Genomic DNA, 25,898 nt, shown 5'->3' with positions numbered 1-25,898 from the left:
GTGGCCGTTCCCGAAAACCCCGCAACCGGCTCCAGTCCGGCGCAGCGGCCCCTCATCATGCGCTTCGCCGCGCGGTCGGATGTTGGCCGGATACGTGCCAAGAATGACGATTCCGCCTACGCCGGCCGCCATCTGGCCGTGGTCGCGGACGGAATGGGAGGACACGCGGGCGGCGACGTCGCCTCGGCCGCAACCGTCCTGGACATGATCCACCTGGACAGCCCGGACCACGGAGACGACGCCGGGACCGTTTTGGCCGATGAGATCCAGACCGCCAATTCCCTCCTCTCCGAACTGGTGCACATCAACCCGAAGCTGGCGGGCATGGGTACCACGGTCACCGCCCTCCTGCTGGCTGAAGGCAAGCTGCACTTCGCCCACATCGGCGATTCACGCGCTTACCGGCTCCGCGACGGCGAATTCAAGCAGGTCAGCGTGGACCACACCTTCGTCCAGCGGCTCATCGACGAAGGCCGGCTGCGGCCCGAAGAAGCCGAAACGCACCCCCACAAGAACGTCCTCATGCGCGTCCTTGGCGACGTCGACGCCAGCCCCGAGCTGGACCTGGACACCCTCGACGCCCGGCCCGGGGACCGCTGGCTGTTGTGCTCGGACGGCCTGAACTACGTTGCCGCGCATGCCGTGGAACGGACGGTCCGCGAAACCCACAACCTGCATGAGTGCGCCGAAACCCTTGTTGAGCTGACACTCGAGGCCGGTTCCCCTGACAACGTCACCGTGGTCATGGTGGACATCGTGGAGGAAACGCCCGACGACGTCAGCACGGCCGCCGTCGAAATCGTCCCGCCGGTGCAGGGCACGAAGCCCGCTGCCGCGGCAGAAGGTGCCCCCGCCGCCGCAGCGGTGGGCGCGGCAGCCGCTGCGGACGATCCCAAGGAAACACCCTCCTCCGGGCCCGGGGAAGCCACTCCCGGCTCTGGTGCGGCCAAGGAGCCGGCAAACGGCGAGGCCGCCGATGCCGGTCAGGGCGAGTCCGGCAGTACCGATCCCCATCTTGGCGAGCACCTCTCCGCTGAGGTCCTGCGTGAGGAACTTGCCTCACGCCCCCACGAACTGGTGGGTGCCGCCGCGGCTGCCGCGGAGTCCGGCTCCATCCCGACGGTGGCAGGCCGGACAGTGGCCCGCCGCGCTGCCACGCTCCTCACCCACAAGGCGGAACCGGCGGACGGAGAGGACGCCGTGCCGGCTTTGCGTCCGCGCCGCTGGCTGACCTGGTCCATCGCGGCCGCCGTACTGGTTGTGGTGGCTGTAGGCCTCTGGCTTGGCTACGCCTGGACCCAGACCCGGTACTACGTGGGCGAGTTCGATTCCCGTGTGGCCATCTACAACGGCGTGTCCCAGCGGCTGGGTCCCATCCAGCTCTCCTCCCTTGAAGCGGTGACGGACATCCGGATGGACTCCCTTCCACCCTTCTCCCAGCAGCGCGTCCGCCAGACGGTCCCTGCCAATGACCTCTACGACGCACAGCGCATCGTGAAGAACCTGGAGCTGACCGGGACCACTTCCCCCGAGGAGGAGTGCCCCAAGGTGTCCGCTTCGGCGACACCGCCCCCGGGCAGCGCACCTCCGGCCACGGTGGCAGCCCCGCCGCCGGCAACCGATGCGTCCGCCCCTGCCCCCGCACCGTCGGCCCCGTCCCCCTCACCCACTCCGACCATCACCTGCGAGGCGGCCAAATGAGCCAGGTAAGCACCATGCCCAAGCCTCGCCGCAACGTCGAACTTGCCTTGCTGCTGCTGGCCCTCGCCGTCGGCATCGGCGCCAACATGATGGTTGGCGTGGACCAGGAAAAGGCCTTCGACTCAGACTTCTGGTTCCAGTCGAGCCTCCTGGCAGTGGCCGCGCTCGTTTTCCATGGCGTACTGCGTTTCCGGGCCAAATATGCTGATCCAGTAATACTTCCGATTGTGATCGCGCTGAACGGTCTGGGCCTGGCGATGATCCACCGCCTGGACGCCCCCGGCGAGGACACCGGGAACAACCAGCTTCGGTGGACCCTCATCGCCATGGCCGTGGCCATTGCGGTGGTGTTCTTCCTCAAGGACCACCGCATCCTCCGGCGGTTCACCTTCATTTCGCTGGCGGCTTCGGCTCTTCTGCTGATCCTGCCGCTCGTCCCGGGGATCAGCGCCGGGGAAATCCTGGGCGCCAGGGTGTGGATCCGGTTCGGTTCAATGACGTTCCAGCCGGGCGAGGTCGCCAAGATTACGCTGGCAATATTCTTTGCGGGGTATCTTTCGTCCAACCGGGACCTGATCCTGCTTGCGGGCCGGAAGATCGGCCCCTTGCAGTTCCCGCGGTTCAAGGACATGGGCCCGATGGTCACGGCTTGGCTGGTCAGTATTGGTGTTCTGGTTTTCCAGCGAGACCTGGGTTCGTCCCTGCTGTTCTTCGGCCTGTTCATCGTGATGATCTACGTGGCCACCAGCCGGATCAGCTGGGTGGTGATCGGGCTGGCTCTGATCCTGGGCGGCGGCTTTGTTGCGGCACAGGTCTTTTCCCACGTGCAGCAGCGCGTCTACGGCTGGCTCAACGCCTTCTCCCCCGATGTTTATGAAAACGGCAGCCGGCAGGTCATCGAGGGCCTGTTCGGCATGGCCAACGGCGGGCTGGTGGGGACCGGCCTGGGCCAGGGCCGCCCGGACCTGGTCCCGTTCGCCAACAGCGACATGATCATCGCTTCGCTGGGCGAGGAGCTGGGACTGATCGGGCTGTTCGCCATCGTGCTGCTCTACCTGCTGTTCGTCACGCGCGGCTTCCGGGCAGCCCTGGGCACGCGGGACGCGTTCGGAAAGCTGCTTGCCTGCGGCCTGTCCCTCGCCGTGGCCCTCCAGTGCTTCGTAGTGATCGGCGGCGTCACGCGCCTCATTCCCCTGACCGGGCTTACCACCCCGTTCCTGGCGGCCGGCGGATCGTCCCTCCTGGCCAACTGGATCATCGTGGGGCTGCTCCTGTTGATTTCCCATGCTGCCCGCGGGCCGGTGGATACAACTCCGCTCCCACCCGCCGGTGCGGCGGCGGCAAACGGCATTGACACTCCAACCGAGGCGGTGAAGCAGGCATGAACCAAGCAATTCGACACTCATGGGTAGCCGCAGTTGCCATGTTTGCGCTGCTCTTCGGCGCCATCAGCTATGTGCAGGTGGTGGGCGCCGACGACCTCAAGACCAATCCGCTGAACCAGCGCGCCATCCTGCAGAACTACTGCAACGACCGTGGCGCCATCATCGTCGGCGGCACTCCCGTGGCTGAGTCTGCGGAAACCGGTTCGGAAACGTGCAAGTTCCAGCGGACCTACCCGCAGCCGGAACTCTACGCCGGCATCACCGGCTACTTCTCGAAGAACTACGGAGCCACGGGCCTGGAGCAGACCATGGGCGCCGAGCTGGCAGGGAACTCCGACCAGCTCTTCCTTGACCGGGTGGGCCAGCTTTTCCTGGGCAACCAACCCAAGGGCGCGTCAGTGGAACTGACCATCGATCCCCAGCTCCAGCAGCTTGCCTACAGCCTGATTCCGGATGGCCAGCGCGGCTCGATCGTGGTCACCAACCCCAAGACCGGCGCAATCCTGGCCATGGCCTCCAAACCGTCCTACAACCCGAACCTTGTGGCCACCCAGGATGCCAAGGCGGAAAGCGCCAACATCAACGAACTGGTCAAGGTGCCTGGCATCAACCTCAACCAGAACGTCAGTGGCCCCACCGGGGAACTGCTCGCTCCGGGCTCGGTTTTCAAGCTTGTGGATACGGCCGCGGCCCTGGCGTCCGGGAAGTACAACAAGGACAGCGTCCTGCCGAACCCTGCTGAGATGCCCTTTGACGGCATCCAGTACAAACTGCCCAACTATGCCGGCGGCAACTGCTACACCAAGGACACCGCCTCGTTCGCGTTCGCACTGCAGCAGTCCTGCAACACGCCATTCGCGAGCATCGCCCTGGACCTGGGCCGCGACGCCATCGCCGCGCAGGCCAAGAAGTTTGGGTTTGGCGAGGACGTCGGGGGCCAGCTGAAGCTCGGCCACGCGGCGGGGAACGGCTTCCCCGATAATCTGGACGCGCCCGGCCTGGCCCAGTCCGCCATCGGCCAGAAGGATGTCCGGGTCACGCCGCTTCAGGTCAACATGATGACGAATGCCATCGCCAACGGCGGCGCCCAGATGGCGCCCAGCCTCGTCAAGACCCTGCGGTCCCCGGACCTGCGCGTCATTGACGAGCCGCAGCCGTCACAGCTCAGGACATCCACCACCCCGGAAATCGCCAAGCAGATCACCGAATGGATGACCAGCGTGGTAACTGACGGTATCGCCAAGGGCGCTGCCGTCCCGGGCGTCCAGGTCGCAGGCAAGACCGGCACCGCCGAACTCGGAAACGGAACCAACAATTCGTGGTTTACCGGGTTCGCCCCTGCTGACAACCCGAAGGTCAGCGTCACGATCGTCATGGAAGGCGTAGACATCTACGCGGGAGCAAAGCTGACCAGTCCCAACGCGAAGAAGATTTTTGAGGCGGTGTTGAATAAGTGAGGCCTACAACGGGAATCACCCTCGGCGGCAGATTCCAGCTGACCACGCGGATTGCGATCGGCGGCATGGGGGAAGTGTGGAAGGCCAAAGACCTCGTCCTGGGCCGTATCGTCGCCATTAAGGTGCTGAAGGAGGAGTACACCGGTGATCCGGGATTCCTCCAGCGCTTCCGCGCTGAGGCACGCCACACCGCGCTGCTGAACCACGTGGGGATCGCCAACGTCTTCGACTACGGCGAAGAGGAGGGCTCGGCCTACCTGGTCATGGAGCTGGTCCCGGGCCAGCCGCTGAGCAGCATCATTGAACACGAACAGGTGCTCTCGCCTGACCGTACGTTGTCGATCATCGCGCAGACCGCCCGCGCCTTGGCCGTCGCGCACGCCCAGGGCCTGGTCCACCGTGACGTTAAGCCCGGCAACCTCCTGATCACCCCTGACGGGAGGGTCAAGGTAACCGACTTCGGCATCGCCCGCCTTGCCGACCAGGTGCCGCTCACCCAGACCGGGCAGGTCATGGGAACCGCGCAGTACCTGGCGCCCGAGCAGGCAACGGGCCAGACCGCCACCGGTTCCTCGGACATCTACTCCCTCGGCGTCATTGGCTACGAGTGCCTCAGCGGCCACCGCCCGTTCTCCGGCGAATCCCAGATCGCCATTGCCCTGGCCCAGGTGAACGACGCCCCGCCGCCGCTTCCGGAGAGCCTGCCCACGCCGGTCCGGGCGCTCCTGATGTCCATGCTGGCCAAGGACCCCAAGGACCGGCCGGCGAATGCCATCAAGCTCGCCGAAGCGGCGGAGGCCATCCGCAACGGGGACGTGGGCGCCGCCCGCGCCGCGGTGCCCGGCATGCTGCTTTTCGACGCCTCCACGGGACCCATCACGGCTCCTGTCGACACCGCCACCGCCCCCACCGGCGTGATCGGAACGCAGCGGGATTCTGCCCCTACCGCCACGTCGGCACTGCCGGTGATGGGGGCGGGCGCAGCAGGTGCTGCGGCAGCCATGGCTGCCGGCGCCCACGGCGCATCCGCGGACGACGCGGAGCGGGCGCAGGGGCCGCTGGCCCGCGCCAACGCGTTGGCTGCCGAGCGGAACTGGGACCAGGAGGAGGAAACGTACGACGACGGGCCCTCCGACGAGCCCAGGCGCAAGGGCCGCAGCCCCTGGACCTGGCCCCTGGTCGCCTTGATCCTGTTGCTGCTCTTCGCCCTGGTGGGCTTCCTCCTGAACCAGGCGGGACTCTTCTCGCCGGCCGGGAACCCCAGCTCCAGCGCCACGGCCAGCAGCGCACCGCCGTCGTCCGCGACGCCCACGCGGACCACGCCCTCCGCAACGCCGACGCAGACGCGCAGCACGCCCACCCCCACACCCACCACGCAGCCCACCCAGTCCACGGTCAACGTCATTCCGGCCGCGTACCTGGGCAAGGACTACCGGCAGGTCCAGGCTGCCCTTGCAGGCATGGGGCTCCAGGTGACCGTCGTTCCGCAGGAGAGCAGCACGGAGGCGCCCGGAACGGTGCTGGAACTCAACCCCACCGGGACGGTTCCCAAGGGTTCGCTGATCACCGTCGTCTACGCGACCGCTCCCAGCCCTGCGCCCACCACCGCCGCACCGACCCCTACCCCCACGTCGTCCTCACCGGTGGCCGGACCGACGCCCATCTCGCCCCTGGCAACCTGCGCGGCCGGCCAAACGCCCGGAATGCCTCCGACCTGCGCACCCTGATTGTCGGGACTACCAGTGAATGAGTCACCACGCACACCGTTGCACCGGGAGGACAGCCTTCCGGTGGATAACCGGCGTGTCCTGAACGGGCGCTACGAGCTGGGTAACCTCATTGGCCGCGGCGGCATGGCGGATGTCTACAAGGGAACTGACACCCGCCTGGGCCGGACCGTGGCCATCAAGCTGCTGCGGCCGGACATGGCCCGGGATCCGCAGTTCCAGGCCCGCTTCAAACGCGAAGCGCAGGCGGTGGCAGCCCTGAACCACCCGTCGATCGTGGCCATCTTTGATACCGGCGAGCACGTGGTCCATGACGGTTCCACCGAGGACGTACGGGTGCCGTACATCGTCATGGAATACGTTGAGGGCAGGACCCTGCGCGAATTGATCCGTGCCAACGAGGTCAGCATCAGCCAGGCGATCGACTACTGCCTGGGCGTCCTGGCGGCCCTCGAGTACAGCCACAAGGCCGGCATCGTGCACCGGGACATTAAGCCTGCCAACGTGATGTACTGCCCGGGCAGCAACTCGGTGAAGGTGATGGACTTCGGCATTGCCCGGGCCATCGCCGATTCCTCCGCCACCATGACCCAGACCCAGGCAGTGGTGGGAACGGCACAGTACCTCTCGCCGGAACAGGCCCGGGGCGAGACGGTGGATGCCCGCAGCGACCTCTATTCCGCTGCCTGCCTGCTCTACGAAATGCTGACTTCGCGGCCGCCGTTCGTCGGGGACAGCCCGGTTTCCGTGGCTTACCAGCATGTCCGCGAGATCCCGGAACCGGCCAGCAGCCTCAACCCGGATGTATCCCCGGCGCTGGATACCGTCCTTGCCAAGGCCCTGCAAAAGAACCGGACCGACAGGTTCCAGGACGCAGCGGCCTTCCGGCGCGCCTTGCGCGCTGCCAAGGCCGGTGTTCCCGTGCCGGCCGTGGCGGCGTCAGAGGCGCCCACCGATCCCAACGACCACGTTCCACAGGCGACCCCGCCCACCGAGGCGTTCGCCGCCACAGGGGCAAGCTTCCTTGACGATGCCCCCACCGGACGGCTGGCCGCCACCAACCTTTACCATGGCGATGCCGGAGCGGCGGCTCCGCTGGAAGTGGCCGACGAGCACGGGGCTGACGCGTATGGGGCGGGGGCGCTCCCGCTGGGCTTCGCTTCGGAACGTGAGCCGAGCACACGGCAGAAGTCCCGGCGTCGTGCCTGGATCGCGACGCTGGTGATCTTCACCCTCCTGATCCTCGCCGGCGGCGGATTGTGGCTGTACCAAACGGTCAACCGGCCCGCTCCCGCGCCGCCCAAGGTGTCCATTCCGGCGGTGGCGTCCATGACGGAAACCGCCGCACTGCAGGAGCTGTACAACGCCGGCCTGAGGCCCCGGATCGCACGGTCCGCAAACGACACAGTCCCCAAGGGGACGGCCATCGGGACGGACCCCGCGGCTGGAGGTTCGCTGGATCCGGGGGCCGAGGTCATCCTTAACGTTTCGGATGGCCCCAGTTCGGTGAAGATCCCTGACAGCCTCCCGGGCAAGACCGAAGCCGCGGCGCGGGACATCCTCCGGCAGGTGGGACTGGTGGGCGCCCCGTCGACCACCACCGCCAACAGTGCCACTGTCCCGGCGGGGATCGTCATCACGTCCAACCCGGCTCCCGGGCAAAGCGTCGGTGTCGGCACCAGCGTCGAGCTGATCGTGTCCACCGGAAAGGTGGTGGTCCCGGAACTGCGTGGCCTGATGCGTGACGAAGCCGAGGCTGCACTGAAGGAGCTCGGCCTGGTGCCCTCGGTGGTTGAGGTGGAAAACTCCCAGGTGGAGCCCGGCAAGGTCACGGACCAAAGCGACCCGGCCAACGCTGCCGTGGAGCAGGGGAAGACCATCACCGTCGTGGTGGCCAAGGCGCCGCCGCCACCGCCGCCTGCGCCAACGGAAACCGCCACGCCGACGTCGACACCAACGCCCAAGCCCACCAAGAAGGGCTGACCGCGTCCGTGTCGGCCCGGCTCCGGCTACTGCTGGATCAGTGGGCTCAGCTTCGCTGCCCGGGCAGCCGCGCCCTTCATGCCCAGCGATTCGAGCCAGTTGCCGAGCATCTGGTACCCGCCCTCGGTGAGTACCGATTCCGGGTGGAACTGCACCCCGCACAGTGGTGCCGTCCGGTGCTGCAGCCCCATGACCACTCCGGACGCGGTCTGTGCCGTGATTTCCAGGACGTCGGGGATGGATTCCCGCACCGCGGCCAGTGAGTGGTAGCGGGTGGCCGTGACGGGGGAGGGCAGCCCGGCGAAGACGCTGGTGCCAATGTGCTCCACCTTGGACGTCTTGCCGTGCATGAGTTCCGGGGCATGGGTCACCTTGCCGCCGAAAGCCTCGGCCAGCGCCTGGTGGCCCAGGCAGACGCCGAACATGGGAACGCTTTTTTCACCGCACCACTTGATCAGCTCGATGCAGACCCCCGCCTCCGCGGGATTTCCGGGCCCGGGGGATATGAGGACGCCGTCACGGGTGCTGGCCAGTTCGATGGCCTCGGCGAGCGTGACGTCGTCGTTGCGGACCACCGTGGTCTCGGCGCCGAGTTCCTGGAGGTAGCCCACCAGGGTGTAGACGAAGCTGTCGTAGTTATCCACTACAAGGATCTTGGTTGTGGTCATGGCTGGTCTGTGGAACCAATCGTTGAGTCGGTGAATGGGGTGAAATGGGACATCCAGGGGAACAGGAACTGGACCATCAGCACCAGGGCGAGGAAAACCAGTGCCAGCGAGATGATGATCCTGAGCCACAGCGGCCCGGGGAGGTGTCGGAAGATCCAGGCGTACACGGTCAGTTCCTTCCGGTGGCTGCTGCCACCTGGGCCGCGATTTCGGCCGGTGGTCCTGCCGCTGCGGGCCGCCAGCTGTCCAGCAGGGCGTAGGCGATGATGCGTTCTTCCGCTCCGAATCGGGGGTTGCAGCTGGTCATGGTGAGGTAGCTTTCGGTGGGCGCGGCACCCGGCTGGGTGGGGACCGGTTCCAGGACATCGGTGCGGGACGGCATGACGATCTGGTTGTTCCGGAAGACGTAGACGTAGAAACCGTCCTTGGTCTGGACGTAGATCTTGTCGCCCGGGACCAGGGTGTGGATGTTGTCCAGCACGGCTCCGTGCGTCTGGCGGTGGCCGGCCACCGCGAAGTTGCCGACGGCGCCGGGCATGGCGGTGTTGCTGTAGTGGCCCAGGCCCAGGGTGTCCAGGACGTCCTGGCTTGTCCCCTGGACGATCGGACGGGTGTAGGTGGGACCGAACCTGGGGATGTACATGATGCCGATGGTGCCGGCGTGGCCCGGCGCCGTCCCCACCACGGGCTTTCCAAAGTCCTCACCGGCGGCGGGAGGCGCCGCCGCTGCGGAGGCCGAGGGCGCGGGGGCTGCGGTGCCCAGGTCCTGGGCGAATTCCTTGATGACCTGGCTCTGCTTGGCATCGGACTCGACGTTGGTCCACCACAACTGCCACGCCACAAAGAGCAGGAGGATAACGCCGGCGGTGATCAACAGTTCACCAAACACCGAGATGATGCCGTGCAGGAGGGCACGACGGGGCCGGGGCGCGGTGGCGGGCCCCGCCTTCTCCTGCAATACCACGCGTTCTCCTCCGGGCATCTACCCTGGGCACCGGCTGCCCATCAACTGCGGCTAGAATTGGCTGCTAGTAAGAATCCAGATTTGACCAAGATCGCGCAGACCGCTGGCAATTTCCTTCTTGCAGGATACCAAGCCCGGGCCGCCGAGCTTGCCCAGTCCGCCAAGGAGAGCCAGTGCCCGAGTCAAAGCCTCGCAGGAAGACCGCCAGCACCGCCCAGCCGGCATCACCGCAGGCCTACAAGCCCAACCCGGTATGGTTCAAGCCGGTCATGTTCGGCCTCATGATCATCGGCCTCTTCTGGATCATCACGTTCTACATCAGTGAGGGACGGTTCCCGGTCCAGGCCTGGCAGTCCTGGAACATCGTTGCGGGCTTCGGCATCGCCATCGTCGGGTTCCTGATGACCACCCGCTGGCGCTCCTAGCGCCTGCAGCGGAACTGTTCCAAGGAGGACTCCACTGGCTCCGGATTCCAGCGGCGTGATCGTCGGCGAGGATGGCCTGGCCCGGCCTGCCTGGGCTGCCACTGATCCGCTGATGCGCGACTATTACGACCAGGAATGGGGACTGCCCGTCACCGACGAACAGGGCCTCTACGAGCGGATTTGCCTGGAGGGTTTCCAGGCGGGCCTTTCCTGGGCCACCATCCTGCGAAAGCGGCCGGCCTTCCGCGCGGCCTTTGCCGGCTTTGACCCGGATGCCGTGGCGTTGTTTGGCGCCCCGGAGGTGGAGCGGCTGATGCAGGATCCCGGCATCATCAGGAATCGGCTGAAGATCCTTGCAGCTGTGAAGAACGCCAAGGCCACCCAGGAGCTCAGGAACGACGGCGGACTGGTGGAGTTCGTGTGGGGCTTCCGTCCGGCGAGCACGCCCAAGCCACAGGCAATTACCGATATTCCCACCCAATCCGAAGAGTCGGTGGCCCTGTCCAAGGCGCTCCGTAAGCGCGGATTCTCGTTCGTAGGCCCCACCACCATGTTCGCCCTGATGGAAGCGATCGGCATGGTAGACACCCACCTCCTGCAAAGCCACCGCCGTGGATCTTCCGGCGTGTGGCCCATTGGGGCCTAAAGGTACGGGCGCCGGCCGTTATCCCCAGCTGTTGGGAAGGTTATCCACAATGTGGAGAACCTTCGCCTTCGAACCAAAGTGATGCCGCTGCACCGCCCCGCGGGCCTTTTCCCTGAAACCTGCCGGCCAGATGTGGTTATTAACAGTGTGGAATACCTGTGGAAAAGTACAGTGCCGCCTGGCGGAAAGGTCCGGCCAGAACTAGGAGCGGTCCCGCCGGACCGGGTGGTGGCTGGTGATGGACACCCTGTTAAAGGCGTTCATGGTCACGGCAAGCCAGCTCACGGCTGAAAACTCCCCGGCGCTGAGCCGCTCCCGCGCATAAGCCTCCGTAGCCTCCCGTGACCGTTCGTCCGGGAGTTCTGTAATGCTTTCCACCAAGGCCAAGGCGGCCCGCTCCTGGTCGGTGAAGAGTGCCGTTTCACGCCATGCGGGCAGGACCGCGAGCCGCTGCGGGGTTTCGCCGGCGTCCGCGGCCTTCCGCACATGGAGGTCCAGGCAATACGCGCATCCGTTGATCTGCGAAATGCGCACATTCAGGAGCTCCACCAGGCCCCGGCCCAGTCCAGCCTCCTCTGCTGCTTCCTGGACCTTCAGGCCCAACCCGCTGATGGCTCTCCACAGGGCCGGGTGCTGTTTGTCCAGGTACAGGTGTTCGGTGGCGCTCACGGGAGTCCTTGTCGGTCGAACGGCTTGGCAGGCCACCATCATAGGCAGGTGGCAGCCCGGCACTGAGGACGCTTGTCCACTTACCAACAACGCGATACCCACAACTTATCCACAGGTGGGGAAAACTTCGTGGAAATCCGGCGCTCCTGGAGCCTGCAGCCTTACTCCTACGGGTTCACTCCCGGCCGAAACAACAGTGCTGTCACTTATTAACAGTGTGGATACCGCTGTCGATAACCCCCTGCGAACGGCGTGCACCGCATCCCGTCGGCCACGTTTCCGCCGCTTTATCCACAGGTGGCACCGAAATTGGCCGCTTATCCACTTACACACAGCAATATCCCCACAAGTTATCCACAGGTGTGGAGAAAGCCGGTCCGGCACGCCTCGTGGGGACCGAAGAACGCCGGGGGAGGCCGAACAAAGGCATGAACTACAGCTATGTAAGTTACCAACACTGTGGATAAGCGCTGTGGAAAACAGGAATGCCCCCGGCACCGGAGGATGACGGGGGCATAAAGTTGTCCGCAAATCGATAAGGGTTAGAGCGTCACCCGTGCCCAGCTCGCAGCGACGAGAAGGACCACCACGGCGGCCAAACCCAGTGCCTGGAGGAGGCCTTGGCGGCGTCCGCGCGGGGTGTAGGCAAGGACAGCGGCGCAGAGCCCACCGGTAATGAGCCCACCCAGGTGGGCCTGCCAGGCGATGTGGGGGATCAGGAAACCAATGACACCGTTGATGGCGATCAGGACCCAGAGCTGCCTGGTATCGCCGCCCCGCTGGCGTTGGACCAGCAGCATGGCGCCGAAGAGGCCAAAGATGGCACCTGAGGCGCCGACCAGCCCCACCAGGCCCTGGCCCGGGACCAGCACCGGGTTCAGCAGCAGGTAGCCCACCGATCCACCAAGGGCGGAGATCAAGTACACCGCAAGGAAGCGGGCCCGGCCCAGGACAGGTTCCAGTGCCTGCCCAAAGATCCACAACGTGTACATGTTCAGGAGGATGTGCAGGAAGGAGTCCGGGGAATGGAGGAAGGCTGACGTCAGCATCCGCCAAGGTTCAAAGGCGCCGTACTGCGGGGCGACGAAAATGTTGTTGTAGGCGAACTGCTTGTACACCCAGTCGCCAGGTATAAGCATCTGCAGGGCGTAGACGACTACACACGCTGCGATGATGCCGAACGTCACCAAAGGCCTGCCGGTGGCTACGGCGCCGCCGTAGACCGACCGCACCTCCGGCGTCGTACGTTTTGTTTCATTGACGCAGTCAACGCACTGGAATCCGACGGCGGCCGCCCGCTGGCAGTCCGGGCATGCGGGGCGCCCGCAGCGCTGGCAGCGTACGTAGGACGGCCGGTCCGGGTGCCGGGGGCAGACCGGGACCTGGGCGGACGGCTCGGCCGACGGAATTCCGTAACTCATGGTGCGGCGTTACAGCTGTTCGATGTCGATGCTGTTGATGGTGACGTCCTCGACCGGGCGGTCGCCCATGCCGGTCCGGACACCCTCGATGGCGTCCACAACCTTCTTGGATTCCTCGTCGGCAACTTCACCAAAGATGGTGTGCTTGCCCTGGAGCCAGTCCGTGGGAATGGTGGTGATGAAGAACTGTGAACCGTTGGTGCCCTTGCCCATCTGGATGCCGGCGTTGGCCATGGCCAACTTGTAGGGCTGGTTGAAGCTCAGCTCGGGATGGATCTCGTCGTCAAAGCGGTAGCCGGGGCCACCGGTTCCACGGCCCAGGGGATCGCCGGCCTGGATCATGAAGTCCTTGATGATGCGGTGGAAGATGGTTCCGTTGTAGAGCGGCGTGCCGGTCTTGTCCTCGCCGGTTTCCGGGTGGGTCCAGGCCTGCTCGCCGGTGGAAAGGCCCACGAAGTTCTTGACCGTCTTGGGCGCGTGGTTGCCGAAGAGGTTAACCACGATGTCGCCGAGGCTGGTGTGGATGGTTGCTTTTGCAGTTGCGATGGCAGTCATAGGTTGATTCTCCCATGCCGGTTCCGGGCAGCCATGGCCGCGGGGGCAGTTCCGCGCTGGGTGAAATCGCCCTAAAATCCGCAGAGTGAATAGCCCGTGGTGATCTGGGCACGTAGGCTAGCGACAGAACCGTCACATTAATCGGGAGGTAGTTGTGAAGAAATCGGATCGTATTGCCCGTGACCTTGAGCAGTCGGTCACCAGTGCGGTGGAAAACGCCAAGGATTGGGCGGGCCCCCGAGTGGAAGCTGCCGTGGACTGGGCTGTTCCCCGCCTCCAGCAGAGCCTGGATACCGCATCTCCCAAGATCCAGGAAGGCCTGAAGACGGCGGCCCACAGCCTGGCCGACGGCGTTGCCACCGTGACTCCGCGGATCCAGGACGGACTGGCCCACCTGGCGCCCAAGATCAATGAGGTGGTGGAGGGCGCATCACCCAGGCTGCATGAGGCCCTCGACAAGGCCACTCCAGTGGTCCTGAATGCCCGTGACCGGGTGGTGGTGGAATACCTGCCCAAGCTCTCGGACCAGATTGGCGTGGCCTCCGGCGCTGTGCACCGCACCTTGGAAAACACCCCGGCCCGGGTTGACGCCGTCGCGCAGAAGCTCGGGGACGTGGGAATCATCCACGCCCTCCAGGAGCAGGCACAGGCCACCGGCACGCAGCTGAAGGCGGCCGCAGCAGGAGCCAGCCGCGCAGTGGACGTGAAGCTTGCCCAGCCGGAGAAGCCGAAGAAACGCGGCTGGCTGGTCTTCGGCGTGGTGGCTGCTGCCGTTGCGGCCGGTGTTGCAGCGTGGAAGGCCTCCAAGCCGGTCGAGGACCCCTGGAAGACTCCCTCGCCGGTCACCCCGACCCCCGCCCCTGTCCCGGCCACCACCGTCAGTGACGTCAAGGCAACAACTGCCGACGCCGCCGACAAGGGCACGTCCGCAGCCGCCTCCGCAGCCGGTGCTGCCGCGGACAAAGCCGGTGACGCAGCCGAGACTGCCGCTGATAAGTCAGCGGACGCCGCCGACAAGGCCAAGCACGTTGCTGACGACACCGAAGGCGGCGCCAAGACGGTTGCCGATGAAGACAAGGGCAGCAGCCAGGCCTGATTTTCGCCGTTCACACAAGGGGGCTCCGTTTGACGGCGGGGCCTCCTTTTGTGTCTCTTCCCGTCCGCGGAGGCATCTTGCCCGGATGCTAGATTTGAAGTGATGTCAGCCAATCGATCCTCTGGGGATGCCGTGAACGACGCAGCCGTACAGCTCCGCGTGTCAATCGTCATCCCGGCGTACAACGAGGAGGGCGTAATCAGGCAGTGCCTGATAGCTGCCATCTACCAGTCCGTTCCCGCCCACGAGATCATCGTGGTGGACAACCTTTCGAAGGACCGGACCGCTGACATTGTCCGCCAGATGCAGCTTGAGTATCCGGAAAGCCCCATCATCCTCCTGAGCCAGGACCGCGAGCAGGGACTGATCCCCACCAGGAACTTCGGGCTGGACAGTGCCACCGGGGACATCCTGGGCCGGATCGACGCCGATTCCATTGTGGAACCCGACTGGGTCGAGCAGGTGCAGAAGGCCTTCGCGGACCAGTCGGTCCAGGCGGCAACCGGCCCCGTGGTCTACTACGACATGCCGATGCGCCGCTTTGGACTCAAGGCGGACGACAAAATGCGCCAGCTCATGCTGAAGCTGGCCAAGCACCAGTACCATTTCCTCTTCGGCTCCAACATGGCGCTGCGGGCCAGCGCCTGGGAGACCATCCGTTCCGAAACATGCCGGGATGAGAAGGACGAGATGCATGAGGACATCGATTTGTCCCTGCACCTGGCCGACCATGAGCTGCCGGTCCGTTACTGGCCTCAGATGGTATCCGGGATGTCGGCCCGGAGGCTTGAGGATTCACCGCGGGACTACCGCTACTACGTCACCCGGTTCGACCGGACCTACAAGGCGCACAACGTCCGGAAGATGGCGCTGAAGGCCCCCATGGTGGTGTTCTTCTCGGTGTACTTCCCGGCCAAGCTCCTCAGGGCCATCCACACCGTCAATACGGCCCAGCCGGTCCGGCGCGGCGGCCAGTAGCGCCTAGTCGGTTCCCAGCCCGGTGAGGTATTCCGGCGGCGGTTCCTCCTGCGGATCCGTTCCTCGGCCCCTGCCCATGGCGTTCCCCTGGCCCCGGCCACTCCTTCGGCCCCTGCCGTTCCGTTGACCCAGGACCACGACGGCAAGTCCCGCCAGGATCAGGCCGAGCCCTGCATAGGTGCCTGCCGGCAGGGTCTCATGCAGGAACAGGGCGGCCAGCAGCGCTGCGCCGGGGATCTCCAGGAGGATGATCATGGAGACAATCAATGGGCTCATGGTAGCCAGCAGGTGGTTGAAGGCAGTGTGGCCCACCAATTGGGCGCAGACGGTGATAGCCGCGATGCCCAGCCAGCCGGCCGGCTCGAACCCGGCCAGGGGTTGCCCCCAGAGCAGCGCCATTCCTGCCACGAGGACGGCGCACATCCCGTAGCACAGCGTTGTATAGGTCCCGGTGGACATGCTTTGCCGGGCCTTACCGCCGGCGAGCGTATATAGTCCTGCCAGCGCTCCACCGGCCATGGCCAGCAGGTCTCCCGTGAGGGCCTGCGGGGAGGAGCCCATATCGAAGCCGGTGATCGCAAGGACTCCGCCAAAGGCAATTCCCAGCCCTGCCAGGACCTGCCAGCGGTGGCGGATGCCGCGGAAGAGCTGAAAGACGGCAATCCATGCCGACTGCAGGCACACGAGGGCTGTGGCAGCTGCTACGGACGTCAGCTGAAGGGATGTGATGAAACAGGCGAAGTGCAGGGCCAGCGCAATGGCGGCCAACATGGACCAGCGGAACTCCCGGCCGCTGATCCTGCGGAACTGGCCGGGTTCCCGGGCAAGGGTGGGAGTTGCCATGACAGCGGCACCGATGGCATTGCGCCAGAAGGCGATGGCAAGCGCGCTGACGCTGGTGGCGCCAAGCGTGGCGGCGATGAGCGGTCCGGAGGATGCAACGCCCAGGACCCCCAGGGCAGCGAAAAAGAAGTTCAATGCAGCCCCCTGGTGCTGGTTCCGTGCGCAGATGGAAAGCAAAAAGTCCCGGCCGGCGTTTCCGCTGACCGGGACTTTCCTATGGTGGAGGCACGGGGACTCGAACCCCGAACCCCCTGCTTGCAAAGCAGGTGCGCTACCAATTGCGCCATGCCCCCATAAGAAGCAACCCGTCAATCATACCCTAGAACCGGGGAGCCTCTGACCGGCTCCCGGAGTGGGTGTCCGGGCTAGTCGACCGTGTCGGTTGACTTGCTCCAGACCGTTTTCCGGGCTTCGGATTCCTGTGCTTTCCGGTAAACCAGGAAGCCTGCGATTGCGGCTGCCAGTACAAGCAACTTCTTCACATGCTCCCCAATCCGGCAAGGTACCGGACGGATCCGGACCAAACCTCGGTTTGAAACCTGCACAGGTTCCGTGGGCGTACCAGGACTTGAACCTGGGACCTCTTCGTTATCAGCGAAGCGCTCTAACCGCCTGAGCTATACGCCCTCAATCCCTCATCGGGCCGAGACATGACTTTACAGCACACCCCGGCCCGATCTCAAATCGGGGCATTCCACCGGCGTGGAGCCGGTGGAATGGTGTCCTAATCGTCGGTGAGGGTCACGCCGATGCCGCCCACCAGGGTGGCGGAAATGTTGTACAGGACAGCGGAAAGCATGGAGAGCGCCGTCAGCAGGACGACGTTGACCACGGCAATGATGGTGGCGAATGAGGCCACCTGGCCCAGCGAAGCAACCTTCTTCAGCTCGAAGCCGCCGCTTTCTGCGCCCGCCAACGTGCCGAGGAGGCTGTCCACCTGGTCAAAGATCCCGGTGAGGTCCAGGACGGTCCACAGGACGATGGCGGCCACCACCGTGACGATGCCCAGTGCCACAGACAGCAGGAATGCCATCTTCAGCACGGACCACGGATCCACCTTGCTGATCAGCAGCCTGGCCCGGCGGACCTTTGCCTTCGGAGCGGGCTTCACCAGGCCCGGAGTTCCCTGGCCGGAGGCTCCCTGCGCAGGACGCTGGCCTGTTTGTGCCGGGCGCTGGCCGGGCTGGCCCTGGAAGGGGCGCTGGCCTGGCTGTGCGGGCCGCTCTCCCTGCTGGGGGCGCTGGCCCGGGACGGCAGGCCGCTGGCCCGGTGCACCGGCGGGCGCCGAGGGGCGCTGCTGGGGACGAACGGGGGCGTTCACGCGGGGTGCCGCTGAAGGCCGGTTCCCGTCGGGAACAGTACTGTTCGGCTTGGGAAATGAGTCGGAATTACTCACTCGTTACCTCCGTGTTGTCTTCGTTCGGCTCAGCGTCGCCCGAGGCGTCCTCTGACTCAACGGCCGGTGATTCTTCTGCCATTGCTGGCGCGGCGGATTCCCCAGCGGTTCCGCCATCTTCAGCCAACGTTACGTCATCGTCGGCGGATTCCTCGTCCTCAAGACCGCGTTCGCTGTTGCGTGCCACCTCGATAATCCGGTCGTTCTTGTCCGGTTTGGCGAAGATGACGCCCATGGTGTCACGGCCCTTGGCCGGGACACCGGCCACGGAAGACCGAACAACCTTGCCGCCCTCCATGACCACCAGGACTTCGTCTTCTTCCTGCACGATGAGTGCGCCCACCAGGTGGCCGCGCTCTTCCTGGTACTTTCCTACCTTGATGCCCAGGCCGCCGCGGCCCTGGAGCCGGTACTCCTCCACGGCAGTGCGCTTGGCGTAGCCGCCTTCGGTCACGATGAACACGAATGAACCGTCGGTGACCACGTCTGCGGCAAGCAGTTCGTCATCCTCGCGGAATTTCATGCCGGTAACGCCGGAGGTGGCACGGCCCATGGGGCGCAGGGCGTCATCGGTCGCGGTGAAGCGGATTGACTGGCCCTTGCGGGAGACCAGGAAGAGGTCATCGGTCTCGGACACCAGCTGCGCGGAGACCAGTTCGTCACCGTCCCGCAGGTTGATGGCGATCACGCCGGCCGAACGGTTGGTGTCGTAATCTTCCAGCCTGGTCTTCTTCACCAGGCCCCTCTTGGTGGCGAGGACCAGGTACGGGGCCTGCTGGTAGTCCTTGAGATCCAGCACCTGGGCGATGTGTTCGTCAGGCTGGAAGGCCATCAGGTTGGCCACATGCTGGCCCTTGGCGTCCCTGCCGGCTTCCATCAGCTCGTAGGCCTTCGCGCGGTAGACCCTGCCCAGGTTGGTGAAGAACAGCAGCCAGTGGTGGGTGGTGGTAACGAAGAAGTGCTCCACCACGTCGTCTCCACGCAGCTGGGCGCCCTTGATGCCTTTGCCGCCGCGCTGCTGCGACCGGTAATTGTCGCTGCGGGTGCGCTTGACGTAGCCGCCGCGGGTGATGGTGACCACCATCTCCTCTTCGGGGATCAGGTCCTCCATGGACATGTCGCCGTCGTAGCCCATGAGGATCTTGGTGCGGCGGTCATCGCCGTGCTTGTCCACGATCTCACCGAGCTCGGTGCTGATGATCTCGCGCTGGCGCTGTTCCGAACCAAGGATTTCCTTGTATTCGGTGATCAGGGCTTCGAGTTCTGCGTGCTTTTCCTGAATGCGCTGGCGTTCCAGGGCGGCGAGGCGGCGCAGCTGCATGTCCAGGATGGCCCGGGCCTGCAGCTCATCGATGTCCAGCAGCTCCATCAGCCCGTCCCGGGCGGCTTCGGTGGTGCTGGAGGCGCGGATGAGGGCGATGACCTCATCCAGCATGTCCAGTGCCTTCAGGAGCGCCCGCAGGATATGGGCTTCTTCCTCTGCCTTGCGCAGCCGGTACCGGGTGCGGCGGGCGATGACGTCCATCTGGTGCGTCACCCAGTGGCGGATGAACGCATCCAGGCTCAGGGTCCGCGGCACACCGTCCACGATGGCCAGCATGTTGGCTGAGAAGTTGCTCTGCAGTTCGGTGTGCTTGTAGAGGTTGTTCAGCACCACCTTGGGCACCGCGTCGCGCTTCAGCACGATCACCAGGCGCTGGCCGGTGCGTCCGGATGTTTCATCGCGGAGGTCGGCAATGCCCTGGATCTTGCCGTCCTTGACCAGTTCGGCGATCTTGATGGCCAGGTTGTCAGGGTTGGCCTGGTAGGGAAGCTCCGTGACCACCAGGCAGGTCCGGCCCTGCAGTTCCTCCACGGCAACCACGGCGCGCATGGTGACCGAGCCGCGGCCGGTGCGGTAGGCGTCTTCGATGCCCTTGTGGCCAAGGATGGTGGCTCCGGTGGGGAAATCCGGGCCCTTGACCCGCACCAGCAATTCCTCGAGGAGTTCCTCGCGCGTGGCACCAGGGTTGGATAGGTACCACTGCACGCCGTCGGCTACTTCCCGGAGGTTGTGCGGCGGGATGTTGGTGGCCATGCCTACGGCGATGCCGGAAGAACCGTTCACCAGCAGGTTGGGGAACCTGGCCGGCAGGATGGTGGGTTCCTGGTTCTTGCCGTCATAGTTGTCCTGGAAATCGACGGTTTCCTCGTCGATGTCCCGGACCATTTCCATGGCCAGCGGCGCCATTTTGGTTTCGGTGTACCGCGGTGCGGCGGCGCCGTCGTTGCCGGGTGAGCCGAAGTTTCCCTGCCCCAGCGCCAGCGGGTAGCGCATGGTCCAGTCCTGGATGAGGCGCACCAGGGCGTCGTAGATCGCGGTGTCACCGTGGGGGTGGTACTGGCCCATGACCTCGCCCACCACGCGGGCGCACTTGTTGAAGGACCGGTCGGGGCGGTAGCCGCCGTCGAACATGGCGTACAGCACGCGGCGGTGCACGGGCTTGAGGCCATCGCGGACGTCGGGCAGGGCACGGCCCACGATGACGGCCATGGCGTAGTCCAGGTAGGAACGCTGCATTTCCGTCTGCAGGTCCACCTGTTCCACGCGGTCGATCAGCACGTCGCCTTCAAGAACGGTGTCCGGAGTTCCGCCCTCAGGGGCGGAGTTCTCGGGGATTTCGTCGCTCATTAGTTATTTTCCGTTTCAGGTATATGTCTGGTTCCGAATACTTTGGAGCGGGTCCTTAGATGTCCAGGAACCTGACGTCCTTGGCGTTCTGCTGGATGAAGTTGCGTCGGGATTCCACGTCTTCACCCATGAGGACGGAGAAGATCTGGTCGGCGGCGAGGGCGTCATCCATGGTCACCTGCAGCAGGGTGCGGTGGTCGGGGTCCATGGTGGTGTCCCACAATTCGGTGTAGTCCATCTCGCCGAGGCCCTTGTAACGCTGGATGCCGTTGTCCTTGGGAATGCGGCGTCCGGCTGCCTGCCCGGCCACGAGTTTGGCGTCGCGTTCACGGTCGCTGTACACGTAGTCGTGGGGGGCGTTGGACCACTTGATCCGGTACAGCGGCGGCTGGGCCAGGTATACATAGCCGTTCTCGATGAGGGGGCGCATGTACCGGAACAGCAGGGTCATCAGCAGTGTGGTGATGTGCTGGCCGTCCACGTCGGCATCCGCCATGAGCACGATCTTGTGGTAGCGCAGCTTGGTGAGATCAAAGTCCTCGCCGATGCCGGTGCCAAAGGCGGTGATCATGGACTGGACTTCGGCGTTGCCCAGGGCCTTGTCCAAACGGGCGCGCTCCACGTTCAGGATCTTGCCGCGCAGCGGCAGGATGGCCTGGGTCTCGGGGTTGCGGCCGCGCTTGGCGGAACCACCGGCCGAGTCACCCTCCACGATGTAGACCTCGCACTTTTCCGGGTTTTTGGAGGAGCAGTCCGAAAGCTTGCCGGGCATGCCAAAGGACTCCAGCGGGCTCTTGCGCCGAGCATTGTCGCGGGCCTTGCGCGCAGCCATCCTGGCCTGCGCGGCAGAGATCGCTTTGCGGATCACGTCGCGGGCGGGGCCGGGATTGCGCTCGAGCCAGTCGCCCAGCCCGTCGGTGACCACGCGCTGGACGAAGCCTTTGACCTCGGAATTGCCGAGCTTGGTCTTCGTCTGGCCCTCGAACTGCGGTTCAGCCAACTTGACGGAAATGACGGCGGTGAGGCCTTCACGGATGTCGTCACCCGTGAGGTTGTCGTCCTTTTCCTTGATGATGCCTTTTTCCCGGGCATAGCGGTTGACCAGGGAGGTCATGGCAGCACGGAAGCCTTCTTCGTGCGTGCCACCTTCGTGGGTGTTGATGGTGTTGGCGTAGGTGTGGACGCTTTCGGAATAGGCGCTGGTCCACTGCATCGCCATTTCCAAGGCGATCTTGCGGTCCTTGTCCTCAGTTTCGAAGGCGATGACGTCCTCATGGACCACCTCGACCTTCTTGCCCGAGTTCAGGTGCCGGACGTAGTCCAGCAGGCCTTCGTCGTATTGGTAGACCACAGTGCGGTGTTCTGCGCTGACTTCGCCCTCGGTGCTGAGGTCGTCAAGGTCCAGGTCGCCGTCGGCATTGTCCCCGGCCGGTGCGCGCTCATCCGTCAGGGTGATCCGCAGGCCCTTGTTCAGGAACGCCATCTGCTGGAAGCGGGCGCGCAGCGTCTCGAAATCGAAGTCCGTGGTCTCAAAGATCGCCGGATCCGGGTAGAACGTCTGGGTGGTTCCCGTGGCGTCCGTCTCTTCGCCCATGACCAGGCTGCCCTGCGGCTTGCCTCCGTCGGCAAAGGACATCCGCCATACGTGTCCCTGGCGGCGCACTTCGGTGTCCACGCGGCTGGACAGGGCGTTGACCACTGAGATGCCCACGCCGTGCAGGCCACCGGAGACTGCGTATCCACCGCCACCGAACTTGCCGCCGGCGTGCAGGATGGTCATGACCACCTCGACGGTGGGCTTGTGTTCCGTGGGGTGCATGTCCACCGGGATACCGCGGCCGTCATCGACTACTTTAACGCCGCCGTCGGCCTGCAGGACGATCTCGATGTGGCTGCAGTATCCGGCCAATGCTTCGTCCACGGAGTTGTCCACCACCTCGTACACCAGGTGGTGGAGGCCACGGGGTCCGGTGGATCCGATGTACATGCCTGGACGTTTGCGGACAGCTTCGAGGCCCTCGAGGACAGTGATGTCGCTGGCGCCATATTCCCGCGGCGTGGTGGCAGCAGCCGGGGTGTCAGGGGTGCGGCCATCCTCGACTGCTGTATCTGCTGCCAGAATATCTGTATTGTCGTTAGCCACAGGCGCTGCGACTCCTCTGTTCTCGATGATGGCCGGCCGGTGCCTCTCCCAGGGAAAGCCACCCGCCAACAGGCACAAACTTATGGCGCCGGTGACCTGCTGACAGTGGTGCTCCGTTCCCCGAACGCGGAGAGCGCACGGAGAACGGACTGAAGTCAACGTTTCATCCGCGCCCAGTTATCTGCACCAATTCTACCGTGAACCGGCTCATATCCCCGCATTCCAGGGCCTTCAGCACAGGTGAACATGGCTGTGCGAGGCTCTTGGCCGCGCCTAGGGCGGCCCAGCGGTACGCCCTCCGGGTGCCTATACGCGCACTGGTCCTTACAGCGCCCTACACGCCCTTGCGCGCAGTTTCAAGAGTTGCCGCTCCGGCTATCCGTAAGTATCCCGGGGACCACGGCCCTGGACACTGCGTCCACCCTTGCGCCAGCTCGGTGCCGACGGTCCGAGGACCTGGATTTTGGTGACCACTCCATCACCCAGTTCCCGCCGGAACTTATCAAGCAGGCTGGTGCTCAGGAGCCGAAGCTGGGTGGCCCATGCCGTGGAATCACACCGCACGTGGAGGGTGGTGTCGGTAAAGCTCTCCGGTGTGCAGTGGGAGGAGATTTCCGGTCCCACCAGGGTTGCCCACTCCGCCATGACCGAACCAACGGCGACCGGCGACGTCCAGCCCCGCTCCGCCACCAGCCGGCCAACCACTTTCCCCAGCCCCAGGGGATCCCGCCCGGTGGCGTGGAACTGGCTGAAGCCGCGGGTGTCCCGGATACTGCCCTTGGTTTTCGGTGCGCCCGGACGCGCCACTTTCCGGCGGACTTCGCCGCGCGCGGCCGCGGCTTCACGCATACGGTTCAGTGCAGCCTGCGGGGCATCGATGTCGTCAGGTTCCCGGCCGGGCTGCAGCCCGCCGCGCTGGTCACTGCTCATCGATACCTCCCGGGACGACCTTCACCCGCCGTCCGGAGAGTTCTTCCGGAATATCGGCGTCGACGGCGGCGGTCACCAGGACCTGTTCCGCGCCGGAGACTATTGCGGCCAGTTTACGCCTGCGCTGGACGTCGAGTTCGGCAAAGACGTCGTCCAGGATGAGGATGGGCGCAGAACCGCCGGTGCGCGCATCGTCCAGCATCACGTAATACGAGGCCAGGCGAAGGGACAGGCACATGGACCAGGTTTCACCATGCGAGGCGTACCCCTTGGCAGGGGCTTGCCCGAGCATCAATTCCAAATCGTCACGGTGCGGGCCCACCAGGGAGATGCCGCGTTCAAGTTCTTTCCTGCGGGAATCCGCGAATGCCTGGACATAGCGGTCCGTGAGCTGGTCCACGGAGAGAAGGCGGAGGTCATCGGGGCTGCCTGAAGAACCTCCCCCCGTGGCGCCCTGGGCACTTCCGGCCGGAACGCCGTCGTCGTCCATCTGGTTCTGCAGCGTTGACCGGTAGGTGGCGTCCGCCGGCTTGGACGCATCCGTAAGTTCGGCGTAGGCGCGGGCGAGGTGCGGGCGCAGCCTTTCCACGAGCTCCAGCCGCGCGTGCAGCAATTCCGCTCCGGCCTTGGCCATGTGTTGGTCCCACACCTCGAGGGTGGATTCATGCGCGGAGGTGAACTTACCCGCCCGCGCGGACTTGAGCAGGGCATTGCGCTGTTTCAGCACCCGGTCGTAGTCACTGCGGGTGGCCGCGTGGTGCGGGATGAGGCTGGCCAGCAGCTCGTCCAGGAAGCGGCGGCGGTTGGACGGATCTCCCTTGACCAACGCCAGATCTTCCGGAGCGAAAAGTACTGTCTGGCAGATGCCCACGAGGTCACGTGCACGCACAGGATTACTGCGGTTGATACGCCCACGGTTTGCCCGGCTGGCGTTGATTTCCAGTTCAAGGACCGTGGTCTGCGTTCCGCGGACCAGCCGCGCCCGGACCAGCGCGCGTTCCGTGCCGAACCTCAGCAGGGGCGCATCGGAGCTGACCCGGTGGGAACTGAGGGTAGCCAGGTAGCCGATGGCCTCCATCAGGTTGGTCTTGCCGATGCCGTTGTATCCCACAAGGACGGTGACGCCGGGTTCCAGGGCGAGATCCACCTGGGCGTAACTGCGGAAGTCGGTCAGTGAAAGGTGTTCCAGATACACGCGGTTTTCGGCAATTCTGGGAACTCTGCTGGTTCCCGGTGGCTGCTACTTGGCGGGACGGGTTGCGTGGCCGCCGAACTGGTGGCGCAGCGCGGAAACCATCTTCATGGCTGGCGAGGTATCCTCCCGGGACGCAAACCGGGCGAACAATGCGGCGGTAATGGCCGGAGCGGGGACGGCGTTGGCGATGGCTTCCTCAACGGTCCACCGGCCTTCGCCGGAGTCTTCCACGTAATCGTCGATCGAGGCCAGGCCGGGGTCCTCGTCGAGGGCCTTGACCATGAGGTCCAGGAGCCAGGACCGGACAACGGTTCCTTTTTGCCAAGCCCGGAACGTGCCGGGAAGATCGGTGACGATGTCCTTGGCTGCAAGCAGTTCGTAGCCTTCGGCGTACGCCTGCATCAGTCCGTATTCGATTCCGTTATGGACCATTTTGGCGTAGTGGCCGGCCCCAATACCGCCGACGTGGACGAAGCTGTCCGCCCGATCGCCTTCGGGACGCAGTGCATCGAAGACCGGCAGGGCACGTTCAATGTCTGCGGCATCCCCGCCGGCCATCAGTCCGTAACCGTTCTGCAAGCCCCAGACGCCGCCCGAGACACCGCAGTCAGCGAAACGAATGTCCTTGGCGGCAAGGAGTTCGCCATGCTTCTGGTCCTCGGTGAACCTGGAATTACCTCCGTCGATGACCAGGTCGCCCGGTTCCAGCTTTTCGCTGAGTTCTGTGATGACGGCGTCCGTTATGGGCCCCGAGGGCACCATGACCCAGATGATCCTTGGCGCCGGAACGGCGGCGATCAGCTCATCGACGCTGGCGGCATCGGTTACGTCCGGGTTCCGGTCGTAACCGGTGACTTCCAGGCCACCTTTGCGCAGGCGCTCACGCATGTTGAATCCCATTTTGCCGAGGCCGATCAGTCCAATATGCATGATGAACTCTTTTCTGCTCTAGTGGGAGGAACGGAGTTGGCGGCGGGAGCCGATGGGTGGGCCCACGCCGCCCGGGTTCCCTGGCCGAGCTTGCGAGGCAAGGGAGGCGGCGGGG

The 25,898-nt window shown here is 65.0% G+C and carries 23 protein-coding genes and 2 tRNA genes; 9 read left to right on the top strand and 16 right to left on the bottom strand.

Annotated features, from left to right (window positions below):
- Genes ACZ9J7_RS07310 through pknB form a run of 5 tightly spaced genes read left to right on the top strand, consistent with a single transcriptional unit; the run spans window position 1 to window position 8,253 of the window.
- On the top strand, window positions 1-1,701 hold the full coding sequence (locus ACZ9J7_RS07310) for a PP2C family protein-serine/threonine phosphatase (protein WP_476208242.1): 1,701 nt from the start codon (window positions 1-3) through the stop codon (window positions 1,699-1,701).
- Window positions 1,698-3,086 carry an FtsW/RodA/SpoVE family cell cycle protein gene (locus ACZ9J7_RS07305; RefSeq protein WP_476208240.1) on the top strand — a complete coding sequence of 463 codons (1,389 nt, stop codon included), beginning with the start codon at window positions 1,698-1,700 and terminating at the stop codon, window positions 3,084-3,086. The genes ACZ9J7_RS07310 and ACZ9J7_RS07305 overlap by 4 nt, the downstream gene beginning before the upstream one ends.
- Entirely contained in the window at window positions 3,083-4,543 is a 1,461-nt protein-coding gene (locus ACZ9J7_RS07300; protein ID WP_476208239.1) for a peptidoglycan D,D-transpeptidase FtsI family protein, read from the top strand. The genes ACZ9J7_RS07305 and ACZ9J7_RS07300 overlap by 4 nt, the downstream gene beginning before the upstream one ends.
- Window positions 4,540-6,270 (top strand): protein kinase domain-containing protein, encoded by a 1,731-nt coding sequence (locus ACZ9J7_RS07295; protein WP_476208237.1) that lies wholly within the window; start codon window positions 4,540-4,542, stop codon window positions 6,268-6,270. The genes ACZ9J7_RS07300 and ACZ9J7_RS07295 overlap by 4 nt, the downstream gene beginning before the upstream one ends.
- A gap of 15 nt (window positions 6,271-6,285) precedes the next feature.
- Window positions 6,286-8,253: a Stk1 family PASTA domain-containing Ser/Thr kinase gene (gene pknB / locus ACZ9J7_RS07290; RefSeq protein WP_476208236.1), complete on the top strand. Its 1,968-nt coding sequence runs from the start codon at window positions 6,286-6,288 to the stop codon at window positions 8,251-8,253.
- 26 nt (window positions 8,254-8,279) lie between these two features.
- Here pknB and ACZ9J7_RS07285 read toward each other — a convergent pair whose 3' ends face one another.
- The 3 genes from ACZ9J7_RS07285 to ACZ9J7_RS07275 are packed head-to-tail and all read right to left on the bottom strand — an operon-like array spanning window position 8,280 to window position 9,885.
- Complete coding sequence (locus ACZ9J7_RS07285; RefSeq protein ID WP_476208235.1) at window positions 8,280-8,921, bottom strand: aminodeoxychorismate/anthranilate synthase component II; 642 nt, start codon at window positions 8,919-8,921, stop codon at window positions 8,280-8,282.
- Complete coding sequence (locus ACZ9J7_RS07280) at window positions 8,918-9,088, bottom strand: hypothetical protein (RefSeq protein ID WP_476208234.1); 171 nt, start codon at window positions 9,086-9,088, stop codon at window positions 8,918-8,920. Before ACZ9J7_RS07280 ends, ACZ9J7_RS07285 begins: the two co-directional genes overlap by 4 nt.
- A 2-nt stretch (window positions 9,089-9,090) precedes the next feature.
- Complete coding sequence (locus ACZ9J7_RS07275; protein WP_476208233.1) at window positions 9,091-9,885, bottom strand: class E sortase; 795 nt, start codon at window positions 9,883-9,885, stop codon at window positions 9,091-9,093.
- 173 nt (window positions 9,886-10,058) lie between these two features.
- Between ACZ9J7_RS07275 and ACZ9J7_RS07270 the strand changes: the two genes are divergently transcribed.
- Window positions 10,059-10,310 (top strand): cell division protein CrgA, encoded by a 252-nt coding sequence (locus tag ACZ9J7_RS07270; RefSeq protein WP_141158788.1) that lies wholly within the window; start codon window positions 10,059-10,061, stop codon window positions 10,308-10,310.
- Window positions 10,311-10,365: 55 nt separating this feature from the next.
- Window positions 10,366-10,956, top strand: coding sequence for a DNA-3-methyladenine glycosylase I (locus tag ACZ9J7_RS07265; protein ID WP_476208231.1), 591 nt, complete (start codon window positions 10,366-10,368; stop codon window positions 10,954-10,956).
- Between the two features lie 201 nt (window positions 10,957-11,157).
- Here ACZ9J7_RS07265 and ACZ9J7_RS07260 read toward each other — a convergent pair whose 3' ends face one another.
- The 3 genes from ACZ9J7_RS07260 to ACZ9J7_RS07250 form a co-directional block, all read right to left on the bottom strand.
- On the bottom strand, window positions 11,158-11,625 hold the full coding sequence (locus ACZ9J7_RS07260; RefSeq protein ID WP_476208230.1) for a carboxymuconolactone decarboxylase family protein: 468 nt from the start codon (window positions 11,623-11,625) through the stop codon (window positions 11,158-11,160).
- A 542-nt stretch (window positions 11,626-12,167) separates the two neighbouring features.
- Complete coding sequence (locus ACZ9J7_RS07255) at window positions 12,168-13,046, bottom strand: rhomboid family intramembrane serine protease (protein WP_476208228.1); 879 nt, start codon at window positions 13,044-13,046, stop codon at window positions 12,168-12,170.
- 9 nt (window positions 13,047-13,055) lie between these two features.
- Window positions 13,056-13,601 carry a peptidylprolyl isomerase gene (locus ACZ9J7_RS07250; protein ID WP_141158792.1) on the bottom strand — a complete coding sequence of 182 codons (546 nt, stop codon included), beginning with the start codon at window positions 13,599-13,601 and terminating at the stop codon, window positions 13,056-13,058.
- 154 nt (window positions 13,602-13,755) lie between these two features.
- Here ACZ9J7_RS07250 and ACZ9J7_RS07245 point away from each other — a divergent pair, with 154 nt between their 5' ends.
- Window positions 13,756-14,697 (top strand): hypothetical protein, encoded by a 942-nt coding sequence (locus tag ACZ9J7_RS07245; protein ID WP_476208227.1) that lies wholly within the window; start codon window positions 13,756-13,758, stop codon window positions 14,695-14,697.
- 102 nt (window positions 14,698-14,799) lie between these two features.
- A complete protein-coding gene (locus tag ACZ9J7_RS07240) occupies window positions 14,800-15,675 on the top strand; it encodes a glycosyltransferase family 2 protein (RefSeq protein ID WP_476208225.1) in 876 nt (291 codons plus the stop codon).
- Between the two features lie 3 nt (window positions 15,676-15,678).
- On the opposite strand, the gene ACZ9J7_RS07235 is transcribed toward ACZ9J7_RS07240, so the two are convergent.
- The 10 genes from ACZ9J7_RS07235 to gnd all read right to left on the bottom strand — a co-directional run bounded on the left by ACZ9J7_RS07235 (window position 15,679) and on the right by gnd (window position 25,783).
- Window positions 15,679-16,653: a DMT family transporter gene (locus ACZ9J7_RS07235; RefSeq protein WP_476208224.1), complete on the bottom strand. Its 975-nt coding sequence runs from the start codon at window positions 16,651-16,653 to the stop codon at window positions 15,679-15,681.
- Between the two features lie 82 nt (window positions 16,654-16,735).
- Window positions 16,736-16,811 (bottom strand) — tRNA-Ala (locus ACZ9J7_RS07230).
- A gap of 72 nt (window positions 16,812-16,883) precedes the next feature.
- Window positions 16,884-17,000 carry a DLW-39 family protein gene (locus tag ACZ9J7_RS07225; protein WP_210411329.1) on the bottom strand — a complete coding sequence of 39 codons (117 nt, stop codon included), beginning with the start codon at window positions 16,998-17,000 and terminating at the stop codon, window positions 16,884-16,886.
- Window positions 17,001-17,071: 71 nt separating this feature from the next.
- Window positions 17,072-17,145, bottom strand: a tRNA-Ile gene (locus ACZ9J7_RS07220).
- A 97-nt stretch (window positions 17,146-17,242) separates the two neighbouring features.
- The gene (locus tag ACZ9J7_RS07215) at window positions 17,243-17,914 is read right to left on the bottom strand and encodes a DUF3566 domain-containing protein (protein WP_476208221.1); all 672 of its coding nucleotides are present in this window, start codon (window positions 17,912-17,914) and stop codon (window positions 17,243-17,245) included.
- Window positions 17,907-20,585, bottom strand: coding sequence for a DNA gyrase subunit A (gene gyrA / locus ACZ9J7_RS07210; RefSeq protein ID WP_476208219.1), 2,679 nt, complete (start codon window positions 20,583-20,585; stop codon window positions 17,907-17,909). The genes ACZ9J7_RS07215 and gyrA overlap by 8 nt, the downstream gene beginning before the upstream one ends.
- Window positions 20,586-20,640: 55 nt before the next feature.
- Entirely contained in the window at window positions 20,641-22,728 is a 2,088-nt protein-coding gene (gene gyrB, locus ACZ9J7_RS07205) for a DNA topoisomerase (ATP-hydrolyzing) subunit B (protein ID WP_476208217.1), read from the bottom strand.
- A 375-nt stretch (window positions 22,729-23,103) separates the two neighbouring features.
- Window positions 23,104-23,658 (bottom strand): DciA family protein, encoded by a 555-nt coding sequence (locus ACZ9J7_RS07200; protein WP_476208216.1) that lies wholly within the window; start codon window positions 23,656-23,658, stop codon window positions 23,104-23,106.
- On the bottom strand, window positions 23,648-24,853 hold the full coding sequence (gene recF, locus ACZ9J7_RS07195) for a DNA replication/repair protein RecF (RefSeq protein WP_476208214.1): 1,206 nt from the start codon (window positions 24,851-24,853) through the stop codon (window positions 23,648-23,650). The genes ACZ9J7_RS07200 and recF overlap by 11 nt, the downstream gene beginning before the upstream one ends.
- Before the next feature lie 45 nt (window positions 24,854-24,898).
- Complete coding sequence (gene gnd, locus ACZ9J7_RS07190; protein WP_476208212.1) at window positions 24,899-25,783, bottom strand: phosphogluconate dehydrogenase (NAD(+)-dependent, decarboxylating); 885 nt, start codon at window positions 25,781-25,783, stop codon at window positions 24,899-24,901.
- Between the last annotated feature and the right edge of the window lie 115 nt (window positions 25,784-25,898).

Source organism: Pseudarthrobacter sp. TE9888 (assembly GCF_056279345.1).
This window is presented reverse-complemented; position numbering and strand designations above follow the sequence as displayed.